We start from the raw sequence: 13,838 nt of genomic DNA on the forward strand, positions 1-13,838 counted from the left end.
GAACCATAGTGAAATTCGGAATGCGGATGCCTAGCATAAAGAAACGTATAGCAGCGCGTACTAGTGTTAAGCGTCAGATTGTCCAGCGTGCGGGGATCAAGATGCCTCGTGGATATGGATGGTTACGCAATCCTAAAAAGGCCGCCTATAACAAGGTGTATAATAAGACCTCATTTGATATTTTCAGTTTGATTAAGAAAATATTTAAGTGAAACAAAAATACCCCGCCGACCAATTAAGGTTAGCGGGGTATTTACCGATTCTATCGGATTGCACGCTCGGTGCTTCCGTTTCGTGTAATTACACATTATCACGTATGGGACAATCTGTAAATATTAAAATTATGACATTGGATAGACTTCATGATTGCGATCAAACCAAACAATCTTAAATACATTTCGACTTCTATGACCAAATATCCTTGCTCTTCCTGAAACTCTACATTCCCATATTGTCACTTCAGGAGATATGTATGCCGGCAAATCACAAGAGAACGTAGAACTATCCACACTTTTAAACCCTTTGATTTTTCTCAACTCCGACCACTGCTTACCGCTAAGATCACGTAAAGTAGCCATTAAAGCTTTTAATTCATCAAACTGCCAGTCCGATAACTGGAAATGATTCGGGCAGCAATCGATAAAAGAAAAAACCGGACTCAAGTGATCCGTAGACCCTTCGTCCGGAACGTTGAAAGCCTCAGGTGATATCGTTTTGCCGCCAAGTTGAGACTTCGGTTGATGGCCTAGTACCGGCTTTTTCTTTTTCTTACTACTCATCCTCTACTAGCCCTCCATAATACTCCGTCATCAGATCATCCGATATCGGGGTATCACAGCGAGCTCCCTCTGGAAGATCACCTCTTGTACTTAACCAAGGTTCTTCTTTGTGGGTTAGTGCTTCTAAATATTTAGCATCAAATCTACCGTACAAGGACCATATTTGATCAAGATAGTCCTTTTCACCTCTACTGTAGTCAGTAGGGTCAAAATCCTCCGGGAAAGGTATCGGCTGGTATCCGTACCCCCTGTACACTTGGAATAATTCGGGGTTTACTGGGCCGTGTGCCCATGCTTCAAATTGCTTGTCTTCGAACAATCTTCGTCCGTAAATAGCCAAGTACCACGCCTGCGCATAATAGACGATCTTTTGGAGTTTCAGATGCGTAATCAAAACTCCCTCTTCTTCATCAACTTTGCTCAAGAAGTATTTAGCGGCGCTGAAAATATCCATAATTCTCGCCTCCAATTACACACATTATGCCACTTAGTGTGTAATTTGTATACGATCATGGCTATTTTGTAACCATTTTTTTATAAAATGTATACGTTTTGCTAACAATAAAATAAAAAAAGCCCACCAGCCTAAGCCGAGGCCACTGAAGAACTAACCATTTTGGATTAAGTGCTTCGTCACATTCAAAAAGAAGCATCACCCCCTCAGGGAAGATGTCTTCTTTTTGCTGTATTTGGCTGCACAACCATAATCCTTATTAGTCGTGTAGCTTCAAAATCCTCTTCAGATTAACTGCGAATATCGCCATTGCTCCTTGTAGCTCCATGCCTAAGAGACCCGAGGATATGGCTACATCGTACCCGTGTCTGTGTTTCAGTTCGCTATTCTTGGCTTCAATCTTGTACCGTTCTTTTGACTTGTCTTTGAAATAGTCGCTCTCTTGGAAAGCCATTTGCTCCGAATGCTCGTCGGACTTTATGCTCACGGAATAGGTTTTCGTCTTGGATCCTTCCTTGTAGCACCCTTCTTTGAATGGACATCGCTTGCACTTCTCTACGTCAAAATAATACGTGACCACCTGGTTTTTACCGACACCCTTCTTTCCTTGCCGTGCTTTGCGGATCGCCATGTGGCCGGCCTTGCAGACATACAGGTCAGCGTCTTTGTTGAACTCAAACTCATCTTCTTTCTTGCGGTTCCCTTGCGTAATCATCGGGTTTAATTTGGCCACCAGTTCCATGTCGTTCGTCTTTGTATAGATGAGATTGTCCTTCTCCGAATAAGCCGTATCTCCAATTACCGTTCGGACGTCCATCCCCGTGGCTTTACTTTTTTCAATCAGATCTTGCAGTTGTTTACCGTCATTCTTTTCGCCCGTTGTAACAATGGCCGCTGTAATAATGCGTTCCTCTGTCATAGCCAAGTGAGTTTTGTATCCGAAAAAGGACGAGTCCGCACTTTTGTGCCCGACCCGCGCATCCGCGTCTTCTGCGATTCGAAGCTGCTCCACATCATCCTCCACGGTTTCCTTTAGCAGGTTTAGCGGTTCTTGCAGTTTCGGTACCAATGGTAGGCCCAATTCGTTTTCGACGGTATGTATGAGTTTGTTGCAGTAGGAGATCTCGTCTTCCAACACTGTGCTGGTATTCTTCGTCGGCAGCTTAGTCTTGACGGATTCGTCCATCGCATAGAGAGCTTTGCGTACTTTCCGGGCCCGGTCCTGAAGGATCTCTTGCGGAGACTTCTGGTTGTAGCGCGCTTTGGTATGGGTTGCGTCCACAATAATTGCAGTGCTCTTCAGGATTCCTATCTCAATGGCGAGTGTCACGGTTTTCCCAATGAGTAAGTCCAGCTATTCATGTTTTTCAGGCGTAGCTTGCGGAACTTGGTTAAGGAGCTGGGATCCATAACCGGGTCCTCTGGCGCCATCCCCAGAAAATACTTAAAGGACAGGTCATACCGGGACCGTTCCACGATGTCCACGTCAGACAATTCAAATATTGCTTTAAGGAGCAAGTATTTAAACATCCGAATCGGGTCGATGGCATTACGCCCGTTATCGAGGCAATAGTTCACTTGAAGTTCTTCGTAGATAAATGAAAAATCTACAAGTTCGTTGATTTGCCGAAGCAAGTTATCCTTCGGCACTACCATATTGTAGAGTTCGATGTATGGACTCAACACCAAGGTCTGTTGTTTCTGAATCATTCCGGCTCACCTATTTCCCCCATGATACTTAAGTATACAGGAAAAAGGTGCAGTTCCTCCTTTTTGTAAGGAGTAACTGCACCTTTTTTAAAATCACTTTTTCAGTGGCCCCGCCTAAGCCAGTGGGCTTTTTCGTAAGCGTTTGGGAATATGAAGTTGATATCTTCGAATTACCACACCTCATAAATTGACTCTAAATCTGGCAAGTCAATGGTTTGACCAGCTAAATGATGCGTAGAGTCCTGCAGATATTGAATCTTACCGTCTGTTACAAAGCTATGGCATACCCGCTTTTAACGTAGTGCGCCCCACTCCATAGTAACCAGTAGAGACGGCGACAACGTTGGGCGTTCATAGTCCTCGTTGAAAGACCATTTGTCTTTCGGAACCGCATGATTCATGTTACAACCAAGGCAGTAAAACCTAACCTGTAATCCATTATCGAATGATTGAGATCTCATACTACACCTTACGAGTTAGTGTTGCTGTCTTAGTATCTTTATTCCATCCAACAGTCGCATCTAATGCCTCACCAGCTGTTCTCAATGGCACGTACACTGTTCCATCAATAAAGAGTCCGTCCTTCTGTTTCACACCGTTCACAATAAAGTTTGCTTTCTCTGCTTTCACGTCATTACACTCCTTCATGTATATTTCGATTTTTGCTTGTGCTTTTGCGAGTGCTGTTTCAGATGGTTTGATGCCTGCACGTAACTGAGAAATAGTTAAACCAAAGGACATTTGAAAATGTGGTGCATCCTTGATACTGGTGAAATCCCCACCCCATTCAAATCCTAGTTCCTTAGCCTCATCAACTACTTCTCCCCAATCAGTTGCCTTATCACAATCACCGTCACGTTTGAGATCCCAAGATACTGCTGATCCATTCGGAAGTAACAATGCAAAGTCTACTGCAAGGCCATAATTATGATAGCTGGTACCGCCCTTAGCATTGGTAACAATTGATCCTGGCTTGGTGCGACCCTGCGCATAGAGGGCCTCCTGTTCTTCAATTGTCCTTAGCCCCTGAGTAATAACAATAGGTACACCACGTTTATAGCACCGCTCTATCAGTGCGAGAGTAGCAGCTAAGACAACCGGTTGTAATCCTACCAATCGTTTATTTGATTTACTCTTTACTTGCTCCAATGTTAATGACACTCTAAGTCCTCCTTATGCTGATTGATCATTATCCGGGTGATCCGGTTTGGCCGGATTATTCTTGGCCTTATCCTCACTGAGTTGCAGTAAAAAATCCTTGACCACAGGCGGCATATACACGCCCAGGACACCTATGTTTTCAATGACGCTTAAACCCTCGCGTCCCGCATAAAAATAAATGGCGGCCGTGCGAAAGATCGGGGCTCCTGGTTGCAGCCAGTCATCCATCAGTGCAGACAGGCCGACAACAAAAAGGACGACCCCTTTGCGGATGCCGCCCCAGAACATAACGTCACTGCTCACCGTTTTGGTCTTGATTGCGCCCAGCAGCCCGGTAATATAATCAGCAACCATAAAGGCCACCAACACTTGCAGAGCTTTATCCCAGCCTCCCAGCAGACCCGCAATGGTTGCCAGCAATCCCGCCATAGATGTAATGCCCCCCGTGGCAACCTCGCGGCTCCCAGAGCCGACAGCAGCCGTATATATGATTGTCGACAATTGCTTGATATGATAGAGCATTCCCTAGCTCCCTTCTCTCTCTCTAATTACTTTTCTACTTGTGCACCAAGGCCTTGCACAATATAAATTTTAATAAGTGCTTCTCGCATGTAATCGCCACGTATCGTTTTACCCACCACGGCATTGTTGCGCCAATAGGCTGGAGTGTTAAACATCCCATGATCTTTAAGCCAGGACAGTGCCGCCTCAAAATCCACATCCGAGATCCTAACCTTTTTGACCGGCATCGTGGCGGCTCCCACAAATCGCAATGCTCCATAACCTTGTAAGGTACTTGCCACATCCAAAAGGATGGTGTTTCGGTTAATAAGCTCTTCATACAACTCCCGTGAAGTTGCATGTCTACCAAACGCCTTATCTAATTTGTTAGCGATCAGCGCCAAGGCACCTGCCACATGAGGAGCAGCCATGCTGGTACCCGAGGAGTATACATATCCGCCGCTATTACTCGTGCTGAGTACATTTACACCAGGAGCACAAATATCGATTTGGTTATTGGAGTTGCTAAAGTAGGCCACTCCACCCCACATATCGTAAGCACCGACAGCGATGCACTCTGGGTAATAGGCTGGATAATTAACTTCGTTCGTTTCACTATTACCGTCTCCTATGTTGCCGGATGCGCAAACGATAGCTATATCGGCAGCATCCGCACGCTTAATAGCATCGTGGAAATCCTGTGGTGCCCAGATCGTACCTAGTGACATCGATATAACCCGCACACGTTGCCCCTGTGGCCCTCGCCAAGCTATGGCATAATCGATTGCCTCGATAATGTTATACACGCCGCCACTTCCATCAGAACTCAATACTTTTAACACCAATAACTTCACATCCGGTGCCACACCGACAACTCCGATCCCATTACCCCGCACTGCAGCAATCGTCCCGGCTACATGGGTACCGTGAAAGTGGTTGTCTGAAAAATTATCTGAATCCCCACCGTAATCTGTAGTAAAGTTCTTACCACCTTTGATCTGTCCTGCAAGGTCTGGGTGATTGTTACAACCTGTATCTAACACAGCCACAACTACCTCTGATCCGTCATATCCGCGATCCCACATAGCACTAGCTGCAATGTCTTGAACACCATCCGGGGTAACTTCTGCGGATGATGATGACGTACCAACAATATGTTCTAAAAGTCTAACGTTCATGTCCTGCCTCCATTGGTTTATTGGTGACTTAGTAAATCATTATTACTGCCCAGCCAACTGATCCATAAGTGTAAATACCGCTGCCTCTAATGCGGCGATCCTCTCGGCATCTGATGGCTCTATGATTGGCGTGGGCTCTGGATCTGCAATAGGCTCATCCGGCAACTCAATCAGCTCGGACTCTCCGTTTTGTGCGTTATAGATTACCTGCATCATATGCTGTACACCTCCACGATAGATCCGTTTGCGATATAGGCAGGACTGGATGCATAAATTCCTGCATAAATAGCTGTAAATGGCTCAGGAGTACCGTTATATAATGACCCTTGTCTACCTTCTGCGCCGCTGGCTACCGTATTGTCATAGTAATAGGCGGACCATGAGACATCAGCACATTTACGCGGTGTGCCCCCTTCAAAGTCCAAGACAAGCCGTGACCCAATACTACCTAGCCTGCCGACATTAAAATTAGCCCCGCCGAGTGGGTTATAAACCAGATCTCCGTTCAGAGCCCACTCATTTGGTCGTATATCCCAACCGTAGGTCTTATCATCCAAACTAGATAGCATAAACGCCTTTACCCGTGCCTTTAGCAACGTTCCGAGACCGGAGATAACAAAAGATTTTATGATGGCTCTTTGGAAATGAAACTTATACGGATTAGCCCCCAGTGCTGTTATATCCACTGCCGCGCCGCCGGATGTCAACGATATCTGGAAAGTGTCCGCTGTGGTGTTAATCACGTAATAATGCACCTGCGACATCCCTGTAGGATAAACAGCACCTTTTGTGTTAAAGCCAGATGATGGTGTCCACGCCGGGAATATAATCTGCCCGTTTATTAAGCCATGGGCAACCGCCGTAAAAGTATCAGTGCTGATGTTTATGCTTGTGGGTTGGATAACAGGATTGCCGGTGTAGGCGTAGGATGCCAATAATGCAGGCCCATTCGCACCACCACCCACCGTTGGAGTCGTCCATGCCGTGTCATAATCGGATGCGCTCGCTTTGGTCAATACCTGACCTAATACACCGCCTGTCGGTACTCCTGGACCAGCAGGGCCCTGTAAACCTTGCAATCCCTGTAAGCCGGTATCTCCAGTATCTCCTTTTAGACCCTGCAACCCTGTATCACCTTTAGGTCCAGTCAAACCCTGGGTGCCCTGCGGTCCTTGTGGTCCTGTGGCTCCGATATCACCTGTATCTCCCTTTGCCCCCGTCAATCCAGTAGGACCTTGAGGGCCTTGTGCTCCAACTGCGCCGGTATCTCCCTTACTGCCCGTCAACCCGATAGGACCTTGTATCCCCTGCGCACCTGTCGGCCCAGCAGGACCCACACTGCCTGTATCACCCTTGGGTCCAGAAGGGCCTTGTGCTCCGATATCTCCTTTGTCACCTTTAGGACCTTGCTCTCCTAGTAGACCTTGCGGACCTTGAGGACCAGTAGAACCTATACCGCCCGGATCGCCTTTATCTCCTTTAGGTCCTTGAGGTCCAGGTATTCCAGCACCACCGCCACCGATGCCTGTACTAATGATAATTGTTGCAGGTCCCGGTCCAGGTGTTACATTAATCGGCACATCGCTCATTGCGTCACATCCCTTAACACGTTAATCGTTATGGTCTCGCTACTGATGATTAGCCCGCCGACTGTCCGCTGGATATCGGTCTGTAGGACGCCTATCGGCCATTTACTGGTATCTACCACGGACAACACAAACGTATACGGTGTGCCAGCATTGTTTATGGTCACCTCAGAGGTCAGTTGCCCAAGACTATTACGGACTTGACTCCGTAACTCCGACAGAGTGGCTCCATCCCACGTAGCCGTATATATAAAGGTGTCTCCACGTTTTATGGTTAGGTCAGCCATCGTAGGCCTCCTTGTAAAAAGATAGCCCCCGGGGTTCCGAGGGCAAAATAAAAACGCCTCTATGGGCGCTACCAGTTAAAACTATAATTGGGGTGTTAGTAAAATCATGTTAGCCTCTGTTTCTGAAATGTACCTTGGGGCATAGGATCGTACTTTGGCTTCGGTTATTTTACCCATTACATACTGGTTCAGTATAAATGTATACATAGTATTTTCACCTCCTTTCAAGCGTTTTGTATTACATCATTCCGAAATCCATAAGCATCAAGATAGCCGCTTCAGAAGCTTCTTGTCTTTCTTTTAGAGCTGCTACTTCTACAGACAATGCGGGTTGTGGCGGCGTTACCTCTCCTGGCGCTTGTGGGTCGGGGTAGCTGAATAGCAACTCTTTGGTGGTAGGGTTAACACCTGTTAGGCGACCTTCTATGAAGTCTTGGGCATAATCTCCGTATTCCAGTGCAATAACGTCTACGGTTTCTTTTACACGCTCTGCAAGCCGGGCATACATTTCAAAGTCTTGATCCTCTGTGAACTCTACAATACTCCCGGCACGTTCGCTAGTAATCTGAATAACCACGCCTGTTCCTTTGTCGAAATAAATTTTTCTGCCTATCTGCATAAGTACACCCCCATCATTCTATGACCATCCAATAATAAAAATATTCGGACGGTAGCGTTCCTGTATCAAGATATATAGTGGTAGTTGTAGGTTTCGTCGTGTGCATGCCCCAGGCATCCTGTGAGTATCCGTCATATGTTACCCATTGCCCGTTTATCCACGATTTCGCCCACCTACCACTAACAATAGGTAGCATGGAAGCCAGCAAGACTGTAGGAACAAAAGATACTCCAAGATTAACGACGCCGCTTCCCGATTGAACAGTCCCGGTAGCGGATCGTTTACCCGGTATCAAAGTACCCATCAATCCGAAGATACTCGTACCGCTTCGAATGTTCGCCGCTACCCAATCCGGGTCGTCTGAATATACCGAAGATACTCCGTCCCAGGCAGACGCTGACGGTCTTTGATAGATTCTACCTGCTACAGAGGTAGCGTCTATGATCTGGGCAGCTTGATGCGTTGTTATTTTTGGTAAGGTACCCGTTACCCCCGCTATAGTTGTGTCATTTACAACTTTTGCAGCAGGGACGGTAACACCTGAAATGGTGATATCCGAAGTGTAGCGCCCTGCAAGCTTCGTCTGTGCGGACGAGGTCGGCGTTACTGTACCACCTGCGCCCCTTTCTACAATCGCCCCCGCGCCGTCCCATATTACCCCGGCATTAAAGTTCTTCCCGGCCATAACATCGGACGCTGTAGCCGTTCCCGGCGTAAAAATCTGTGCCATAATTACACCCCCACAATCGACGCCGAAGCGTACACTTGGTTAGCTGTAGCGGTAGTTACTACTACGTTTATCGCCGTAGCTGTTGAAGCTAAGAACACAGGAAGCAAGCTCCAACTACCTACAGGAAAAGCCTGCGCGTTGGCTATGGTGGTCGTTTGCGCCCCGCCAGCATCCGTGTAGGTTACCGCTACCGTTACCGTAGTCGTTGCAGTAATTACCCGCAAGTATACGCCGACAAGGTAGTTACCTACGGCGGGTGCTGTGTACGTAGTGACCGTTACCGCTGACGTAGTTGCTACTAATGAGTTACTGACCTTTGCCTTTGCTGGCGTTGCCGCCGCCACCACCGTTTGTACAAACTGCGTACTTGCGGCCTGTGTCGAATTCGTTGCTGGTGCCGCCGTTGGTACGGTTGGCGAACCTGAAAACGCTGGGGATGCCAGCGGGGCCTTCAGCGCTAGGGCGTTGGTCATGGTCGTAGCAAAATTTGCATCGTCCCCCATGGCTAAGGCTAATTCGTCCAGGGTATCCAGCGCTCCAGGTGCTGCGTTGATTAATGCAGCTATTGCGGCCTGAATCGCTGCCATGGTCGCAATTTGCGTAGTATTCGTACCTAGCGCAGCGGTAGGCGCTGTAGGTACTCCGGTTAACGCCGGGGATGCTAGCGGCGCTTTTAGTGCGTCCGCAGTTGCAAGGATGACCCGTACAGCTTCCACAAAAGCGGTAGTAGCTAGCTGGGTTGTGTTCGTCCCCGCTGCTGCTGTAGGTGCTGTTGGCATCCCAGTAAATGCGGGGCTTGCCAATTTTGCGATAGACGTCCAAGCACCCCATGACCCGGTACCGCCTACTTCTGCAGGAGTGCCTCCGCGCACATACATATTATTTCCAGAGGTGTATGAGATAGCTATCTGAATTATGGTATCTAGTCCTCCTGATACTATTAGCTGCCCGTCTTGCGCTCCCGGGTCATTGGCGTGCGCTGTGGTTAATCTATAAAACCCTGAATTAACTACAGTATTTAGGTTAGTTCCCGAAGTAAGCGTAACTGTTTTAGGTGTGTAGTATGATCCGTGTTGCCCTTCTAGCATGTCCGCGTCTACGCCGCTGCCTGCACCGTCTACGGTTAACAGCTTCGCTAGTACGTCAGCTGCGGTATACGACAGTCCAGTAATTGCGTTGTCTACTGTATCCTTTCGGGCGATATCCGCAGCTGCTAAAGGCGCTGCAACTTGCGCCCGTCCCGCGCTATCTCGTTGAATTAGAGCGTTTATGGTAGCAGCAGAAGTTGCACCGTGAACTCCACCAGTAGCATTTTTATGATTGTCTAGGTTTGTTTGAACAGCATCCACAGTATCTTTTCGAGCAATATCAGCAGCTGCAGATGGTGAGGCAACTTGTGCACGTCCGGAAGCATCGCGGTGCATCAATGTATTTACCGTTACTACAGATGCAGAACCATGTACTCCGACTGTTGCTGTTGCCGCATGTGTATTTAGGTTGGTCTGAACTGTATTGGCTTTTGTCGTTGCATCGGTCGCTGCTGTTGTAATGGCTGCATCTACTGTGGATTTAATGGCAATATCCCCTGCTGCGGAAGGAGCCACGACCTGAGCGCGACCCGAAGAGTCCCGTTTAATTAAGGTTGAGGGAGTAGCAATACTTACTGCTGCATCAAGTATCGTTTTAATTGCGGAAATTGTCATGCTCGAAGCCGTTTTCCAAGATGCGCCGGTTATTGATTTAATTTGATAAGCTAAACCGGATAACAGAGTTGGAATTGATCCCGTATCTGAAACTGGTGCGGCAGTGTCCGATAACGTACGATTCCCTATAACCGTATCTGTTGCTGAACCATCCCCTAATTTAGCGGATGTTACAACTTTTGCTCCGAGTTTTGCCGTAGTGACCGATCCGTCTGGATGGTCAAGCACTGCGGCATCGGTGTGCTCATTAAATGTTTCAAGGCTTGTCAGTACGAGTGATTCATTAATCGTAGCTGTTACATTAGAAGCTGTTCCGATAATGACAGTACAATCAATCGTTTTTTCAATAATGTCGGCGCCGCCTACTACAGGTATATATTCAGCGTCCGTCCCTGAATTGGCATAGCAATACAAAATTTCTCCTTCATCTGGATCTGTGGCAAAAACGCCAATCTCCCGAAAATAAAACCCGGTGGTAACATCCTGATTGGAAAGGACTGCCCCGATTATCGCTTTGTTTGGCGGTTGCATTCTTAGTCGAGTAACAGGCAATGATTTCTTTTGATCAATTAAAGTGTTAAGTAATAAAATCGACTGCCCACCGAGTTGACCACTTCCTACCGCTATCCTCGTGTAACTCAGTTGTACGCCTGACTGTGCCTTAGACTGTAATGTTCGACCTTTATTTGTTAACGTAAATCCTCCAAATGCACCCATTTATACACCCACTTTCATAACTTCACCCATATGCAGAGCGCCGCCAAAATAAATATTTAGATCCTCCACTTGCGATATTGTTACCCGATCAAGGACTGATGAGAGACGTTTTACCGAGTCCACAGCTTGTATAAATTCCTCTGCTCGAGCGTTTGTGACATCCGAGTTATTAGTGATTACTTGGAAGTGATGGGGGTCACCACCATACTCAAACCATTCCTCAACCTTACCCTCGCCAAATAAGATGGAAATCAGATCCTCGACAGCTGACGGAGTGCCTTTTCGCCTGTGAAACGGGATTGCGTTTTTAACTAGCAACCTCTTTTGTTCAATCGATAAGTCTGGATCATAGTAATCCACGTGATATTGCCAAGCTAACTCATCTGTTTCCTCGTCAGTCCACTCTTCAGTCCGGCCAAAAATATCTAGCTTGGCAATCATGGCCGTGGTCATTTGCAGTTCAGCATCTATTGACGCTGCCGCTGCTGCCATAATCGGATCATTTTTTATACTTTGAGGCAGCAGATCCAGGAGGCTTACTGTTTGTAGGTTAATCATCTACCAGCCCCCCATATGTGGCCGTTGTAGTACCATTTTGGGCGATCTGAGTCTGTGTCAGCGCGGTATATACTGGAGCTGTAACAACCACCCTAGAAGCTCCTGCCGCCATTACCCGAGCAATTAACTCAGAAGGATTGATATCCCTCCCTAACTTGGACTTTTGCCACAGCTGATAAGCGGACAATGCTTCGGTTACCGCTACTTGTATAACCGCTGATTCAGCCGCTCGACTGCGACTAATGTAATAGGTAATTGTAGTGTTATAAAGCACTGCCGAAGGTGCAATAACCGTCACGTGGTCCGTCAACGGACGAATGCCTCTGTTTTCAAGCGTCTCGGTTACAGCTTCTAGAACATCAGTACTCGGCAGCTCACCGCCTACCACTAATGGAACGATCGTAACTTCACCTTCTGTTGGAGAGTAGGCGACCACATCAATAATAGCCGGACTCGTTGATTTCGCCCAAAATTCATATGCCCCCTCCGGTCCAGCTGTGGAATAGGATTCCGGCGCTGTTCGGATTCGATCTCTAAACGCTTCATCAGACTCTTCAGCAGCTCCTCCTGAGCTCTCTGTCAGATTGGTTACAAATTGCACAAAAGGCAAAGGGTCCATCAGGACATTGACTTGCCCCGGTAAAAATCCATTGCCCGCTGCACCAACCACTGAACATTTAGCTGTCATTGTTCCGGTTGTAACCCCCGCCGGAATCTCCAGGTATTCAGTTGTTATGAAGTAAATGGACCCATCACCTCCTTGAGCCCCTACCCGAGTCCCTATTGGAATTGATGTAGCAGATGCCAGAGAAATAGACAATGTAAACTGTAACGTAGTAATCGCCGCCGAAGCCTCCAAGCGTTCAAGTCCAAAAGCAGCCGCTTCGTGATCAAGTACAATTCCAGATGCAAAGCGAAGCTTATTTCCCTTAGCTGTCTGATTGATAAGAATGCGCTGCTGGACAATAATTGTTGCCAAAGAAGATAAAAACAGCCTCACCGGATCGGCGGGCTGCAGTGTTCGGTCTGTTAGACCTTCATATACTGTTATGACGTTTTGTATTATTGCTGAAGCATCTTCCTGAACAAACAGTATGTCGGGTAAATCCGCGTACTGAACCAAATCACTCAACCCCCTCTGCCAGTGTATACGTCACTATAGCCGCTACACGTCCTGTCATGGCATCTGTTATCGTTTTGTTAAAAGATACACCCACTACCAAAGCTCTGGGCTCTTGTGCGCTTATAGCCGTGTATATTTCCCCTGTGAAACGAGCTTCAGCGATTTGATAGGGCTCATCCACAATGGTGTAATCAATTCCAATGTCTCGTGCGAAAGGGCAGCTTCCGATTGGTGTAGAGAGAATCGTTCGAATATTTTGATTTATCTCTTCTACAACTGTAGCCGGAGCGAAATTTATGTCTGATGGCTGAGTCATGTCCACTGTAAATGTACTCATTTCACGTATTCCTCCAAACTCACGCTGACTGTAGCTCTGATCACGTTTCCTGCATTATCGATGTCAGTCCATGCTTGCCCTAACCCGGTAATAATCCATAATCCAGTACCTAAGCCTTTCTTACCTAATACCAACGGTATAGCCTTGCCGCCGCGTTCAAGAATCGATAGTTTATCCAACTCTTTTCGGGGATTGAGACCATACCGCGCGTCAAACCACATCGTGAACGTGATCGTATCAAGCCCCGGCCCGAGCCATTGAGTTTTGGGTTTTTGGCCGATTATGTCGTGCTTTGCAAATCGACTCGCACTTGACCGGGAAAAATCTTGAAATGTGCGAATGGCTTCTGGAGATACCACAAACACAACCGTACCGAGACTACCTATTTTACTCAT

General features: G+C 47.2%; 18 protein-coding genes and 1 pseudogene. 1 reads left to right on the forward strand and 18 read right to left on the reverse strand.

Going from position 1 to position 13,838, the window contains the following annotated elements:
• Window positions 1–8 precede the first annotated feature (8 nt).
• A complete protein-coding gene (locus PWYN_RS00315; protein WP_036647285.1) occupies window positions 9–212 on the forward strand; it encodes a hypothetical protein in 204 nt (67 codons plus the stop codon).
• A 129-nt stretch (window positions 213–341) separates the two neighbouring features.
• Here the strand turns inward: PWYN_RS00315 and PWYN_RS00320 are convergent, their stop codons facing one another.
• The 18 genes and pseudogenes from PWYN_RS00320 to PWYN_RS00395 form a co-directional block, all read right to left on the reverse strand.
• On the reverse strand, window positions 342–779 hold the full coding sequence (locus tag PWYN_RS00320; RefSeq protein ID WP_036647287.1) for an MAG6450 family protein: 438 nt from the start codon (window positions 777–779) through the stop codon (window positions 342–344).
• Window positions 772–1,233 carry a Panacea domain-containing protein gene (locus PWYN_RS00325; protein WP_036647289.1) on the reverse strand — a complete coding sequence of 154 codons (462 nt, stop codon included), beginning with the start codon at window positions 1,231–1,233 and terminating at the stop codon, window positions 772–774. Before PWYN_RS00325 ends, PWYN_RS00320 begins: the two co-directional genes overlap by 8 nt.
• Window positions 1,234–1,492: 259 nt before the next feature.
• Window positions 1,493–2,943, reverse strand: a pseudogene (locus PWYN_RS00335) (IS1182 family transposase).
• A gap of 293 nt (window positions 2,944–3,236) precedes the next feature.
• On the reverse strand, window positions 3,237–3,404 hold the full coding sequence (locus PWYN_RS30795; protein ID WP_476703794.1) for a ubiquitination-like system serine protease family protein: 168 nt from the start codon (window positions 3,402–3,404) through the stop codon (window positions 3,237–3,239).
• A gap of 1 nt (window position 3,405) precedes the next feature.
• Window positions 3,406–4,104 carry a M15 family metallopeptidase gene (locus tag PWYN_RS00340; RefSeq protein WP_036647293.1) on the reverse strand — a complete coding sequence of 233 codons (699 nt, stop codon included), beginning with the start codon at window positions 4,102–4,104 and terminating at the stop codon, window positions 3,406–3,408.
• A 12-nt stretch (window positions 4,105–4,116) separates the two neighbouring features.
• On the reverse strand, window positions 4,117–4,626 hold the full coding sequence (locus PWYN_RS00345; protein WP_084146540.1) for a phage holin family protein: 510 nt from the start codon (window positions 4,624–4,626) through the stop codon (window positions 4,117–4,119).
• Window positions 4,627–4,652: 26 nt separating this feature from the next.
• Entirely contained in the window at window positions 4,653–5,783 is a 1,131-nt protein-coding gene (locus PWYN_RS00350) for a S8 family peptidase (protein WP_084146541.1), read from the reverse strand.
• Between the two features lie 42 nt (window positions 5,784–5,825).
• On the reverse strand, window positions 5,826–5,999 hold the full coding sequence (locus tag PWYN_RS28990; protein WP_157261052.1) for a hypothetical protein: 174 nt from the start codon (window positions 5,997–5,999) through the stop codon (window positions 5,826–5,828).
• Window positions 5,996–7,372 carry a collagen-like domain-containing protein gene (locus PWYN_RS27675; RefSeq protein WP_052087659.1) on the reverse strand — a complete coding sequence of 459 codons (1,377 nt, stop codon included), beginning with the start codon at window positions 7,370–7,372 and terminating at the stop codon, window positions 5,996–5,998. The genes PWYN_RS28990 and PWYN_RS27675 overlap by 4 nt, the downstream gene beginning before the upstream one ends.
• Window positions 7,369–7,656: a hypothetical protein gene (locus tag PWYN_RS00360; protein WP_036647295.1), complete on the reverse strand. Its 288-nt coding sequence runs from the start codon at window positions 7,654–7,656 to the stop codon at window positions 7,369–7,371. The genes PWYN_RS27675 and PWYN_RS00360 overlap by 4 nt, the downstream gene beginning before the upstream one ends.
• 81 nt (window positions 7,657–7,737) lie before the next feature.
• Window positions 7,738–7,863, reverse strand: coding sequence for a hypothetical protein (locus PWYN_RS30245; protein WP_276203395.1), 126 nt, complete (start codon window positions 7,861–7,863; stop codon window positions 7,738–7,740).
• A 31-nt stretch (window positions 7,864–7,894) separates the two neighbouring features.
• Window positions 7,895–8,275, reverse strand: coding sequence for a hypothetical protein (locus PWYN_RS00365; RefSeq protein ID WP_036647297.1), 381 nt, complete (start codon window positions 8,273–8,275; stop codon window positions 7,895–7,897).
• A 13-nt stretch (window positions 8,276–8,288) separates the two neighbouring features.
• Complete coding sequence (locus PWYN_RS00370) at window positions 8,289–9,005, reverse strand: hypothetical protein (protein ID WP_036647299.1); 717 nt, start codon at window positions 9,003–9,005, stop codon at window positions 8,289–8,291.
• Between the two features lie 2 nt (window positions 9,006–9,007).
• Window positions 9,008–11,425 (reverse strand): phage tail-collar fiber domain-containing protein, encoded by a 2,418-nt coding sequence (locus PWYN_RS00375; RefSeq protein ID WP_036647300.1) that lies wholly within the window; start codon window positions 11,423–11,425, stop codon window positions 9,008–9,010.
• Window positions 11,426–11,983, reverse strand: coding sequence for a phage tail protein I (locus PWYN_RS00380; RefSeq protein WP_036647302.1), 558 nt, complete (start codon window positions 11,981–11,983; stop codon window positions 11,426–11,428).
• A complete protein-coding gene (locus tag PWYN_RS00385) occupies window positions 11,976–13,106 on the reverse strand; it encodes a baseplate assembly protein (protein ID WP_036647304.1) in 1,131 nt (376 codons plus the stop codon). Before PWYN_RS00385 ends, PWYN_RS00380 begins: the two co-directional genes overlap by 8 nt.
• Before the next feature lies 1 nt (window position 13,107).
• Window positions 13,108–13,443 carry a GPW/gp25 family protein gene (locus PWYN_RS00390; protein WP_052087660.1) on the reverse strand — a complete coding sequence of 112 codons (336 nt, stop codon included), beginning with the start codon at window positions 13,441–13,443 and terminating at the stop codon, window positions 13,108–13,110.
• Entirely contained in the window at window positions 13,440–13,838 is a 399-nt protein-coding gene (locus PWYN_RS00395; protein ID WP_036648143.1) for a phage tail protein, read from the reverse strand. Before PWYN_RS00395 ends, PWYN_RS00390 begins: the two co-directional genes overlap by 4 nt.

The sequence above is a fragment of the Paenibacillus wynnii genome, assembly GCF_000757885.1.
In the GTDB taxonomy this organism is placed as follows: Bacteria; Bacillota; Bacilli; order Paenibacillales; family Paenibacillaceae; genus Paenibacillus_AQ; species Paenibacillus_AQ wynnii.

Bases quoted from the DNA above. Each gene is read 5' to 3' on its own strand.
- PWYN_RS00365 (WP_036647297.1), bottom strand. From the start codon at position 8,275: ATGCAGATAGGCAGAAAAATTTATTTCGACAAAGGAACAGGCGTGGTT.
- PWYN_RS00345 (WP_084146540.1), bottom strand. From the start codon at position 4,626: ATGCTCTATCATATCAAGCAATTGTCGACAATCATATATACGGCTGCT.
- PWYN_RS30795 (WP_476703794.1), bottom strand. From the start codon at position 3,404: ATGAGATCTCAATCATTCGATAATGGATTACAGGTTAGGTTTTACTGC.
- PWYN_RS00325 (WP_036647289.1), bottom strand. From the start codon at position 1,233: ATGGATATTTTCAGCGCCGCTAAATACTTCTTGAGCAAAGTTGATGAA.
- PWYN_RS00395 (WP_036648143.1), bottom strand. From the start codon at position 13,838: ATGAGTAAAATAGGTAGTCTCGGTACGGTTGTGTTTGTGGTATCTCCA.
- PWYN_RS27675 (WP_052087659.1), bottom strand. From the start codon at position 7,372: ATGAGCGATGTGCCGATTAATGTAACACCTGGACCGGGACCTGCAACA.
- PWYN_RS00380 (WP_036647302.1), bottom strand. From the start codon at position 11,983: ATGATTAACCTACAAACAGTAAGCCTCCTGGATCTGCTGCCTCAAAGT.
- PWYN_RS00320 (WP_036647287.1), bottom strand. From the start codon at position 779: ATGAGTAGTAAGAAAAAGAAAAAGCCGGTACTAGGCCATCAACCGAAG.
- PWYN_RS30245 (WP_276203395.1), bottom strand. From the start codon at position 7,863: ATGTATACATTTATACTGAACCAGTATGTAATGGGTAAAATAACCGAA.
- PWYN_RS00370 (WP_036647299.1), bottom strand. From the start codon at position 9,005: ATGGCACAGATTTTTACGCCGGGAACGGCTACAGCGTCCGATGTTATG.
- PWYN_RS00350 (WP_084146541.1), bottom strand. From the start codon at position 5,783: ATGAACGTTAGACTTTTAGAACATATTGTTGGTACGTCATCATCATCC.
- PWYN_RS00360 (WP_036647295.1), bottom strand. From the start codon at position 7,656: ATGGCTGACCTAACCATAAAACGTGGAGACACCTTTATATATACGGCT.
- PWYN_RS00375 (WP_036647300.1), bottom strand. From the start codon at position 11,425: ATGGGTGCATTTGGAGGATTTACGTTAACAAATAAAGGTCGAACATTA.
- PWYN_RS28990 (WP_157261052.1), bottom strand. From the start codon at position 5,999: ATGATGCAGGTAATCTATAACGCACAAAACGGAGAGTCCGAGCTGATT.
- PWYN_RS00390 (WP_052087660.1), bottom strand. From the start codon at position 13,443: ATGAGTACATTTACAGTGGACATGACTCAGCCATCAGACATAAATTTC.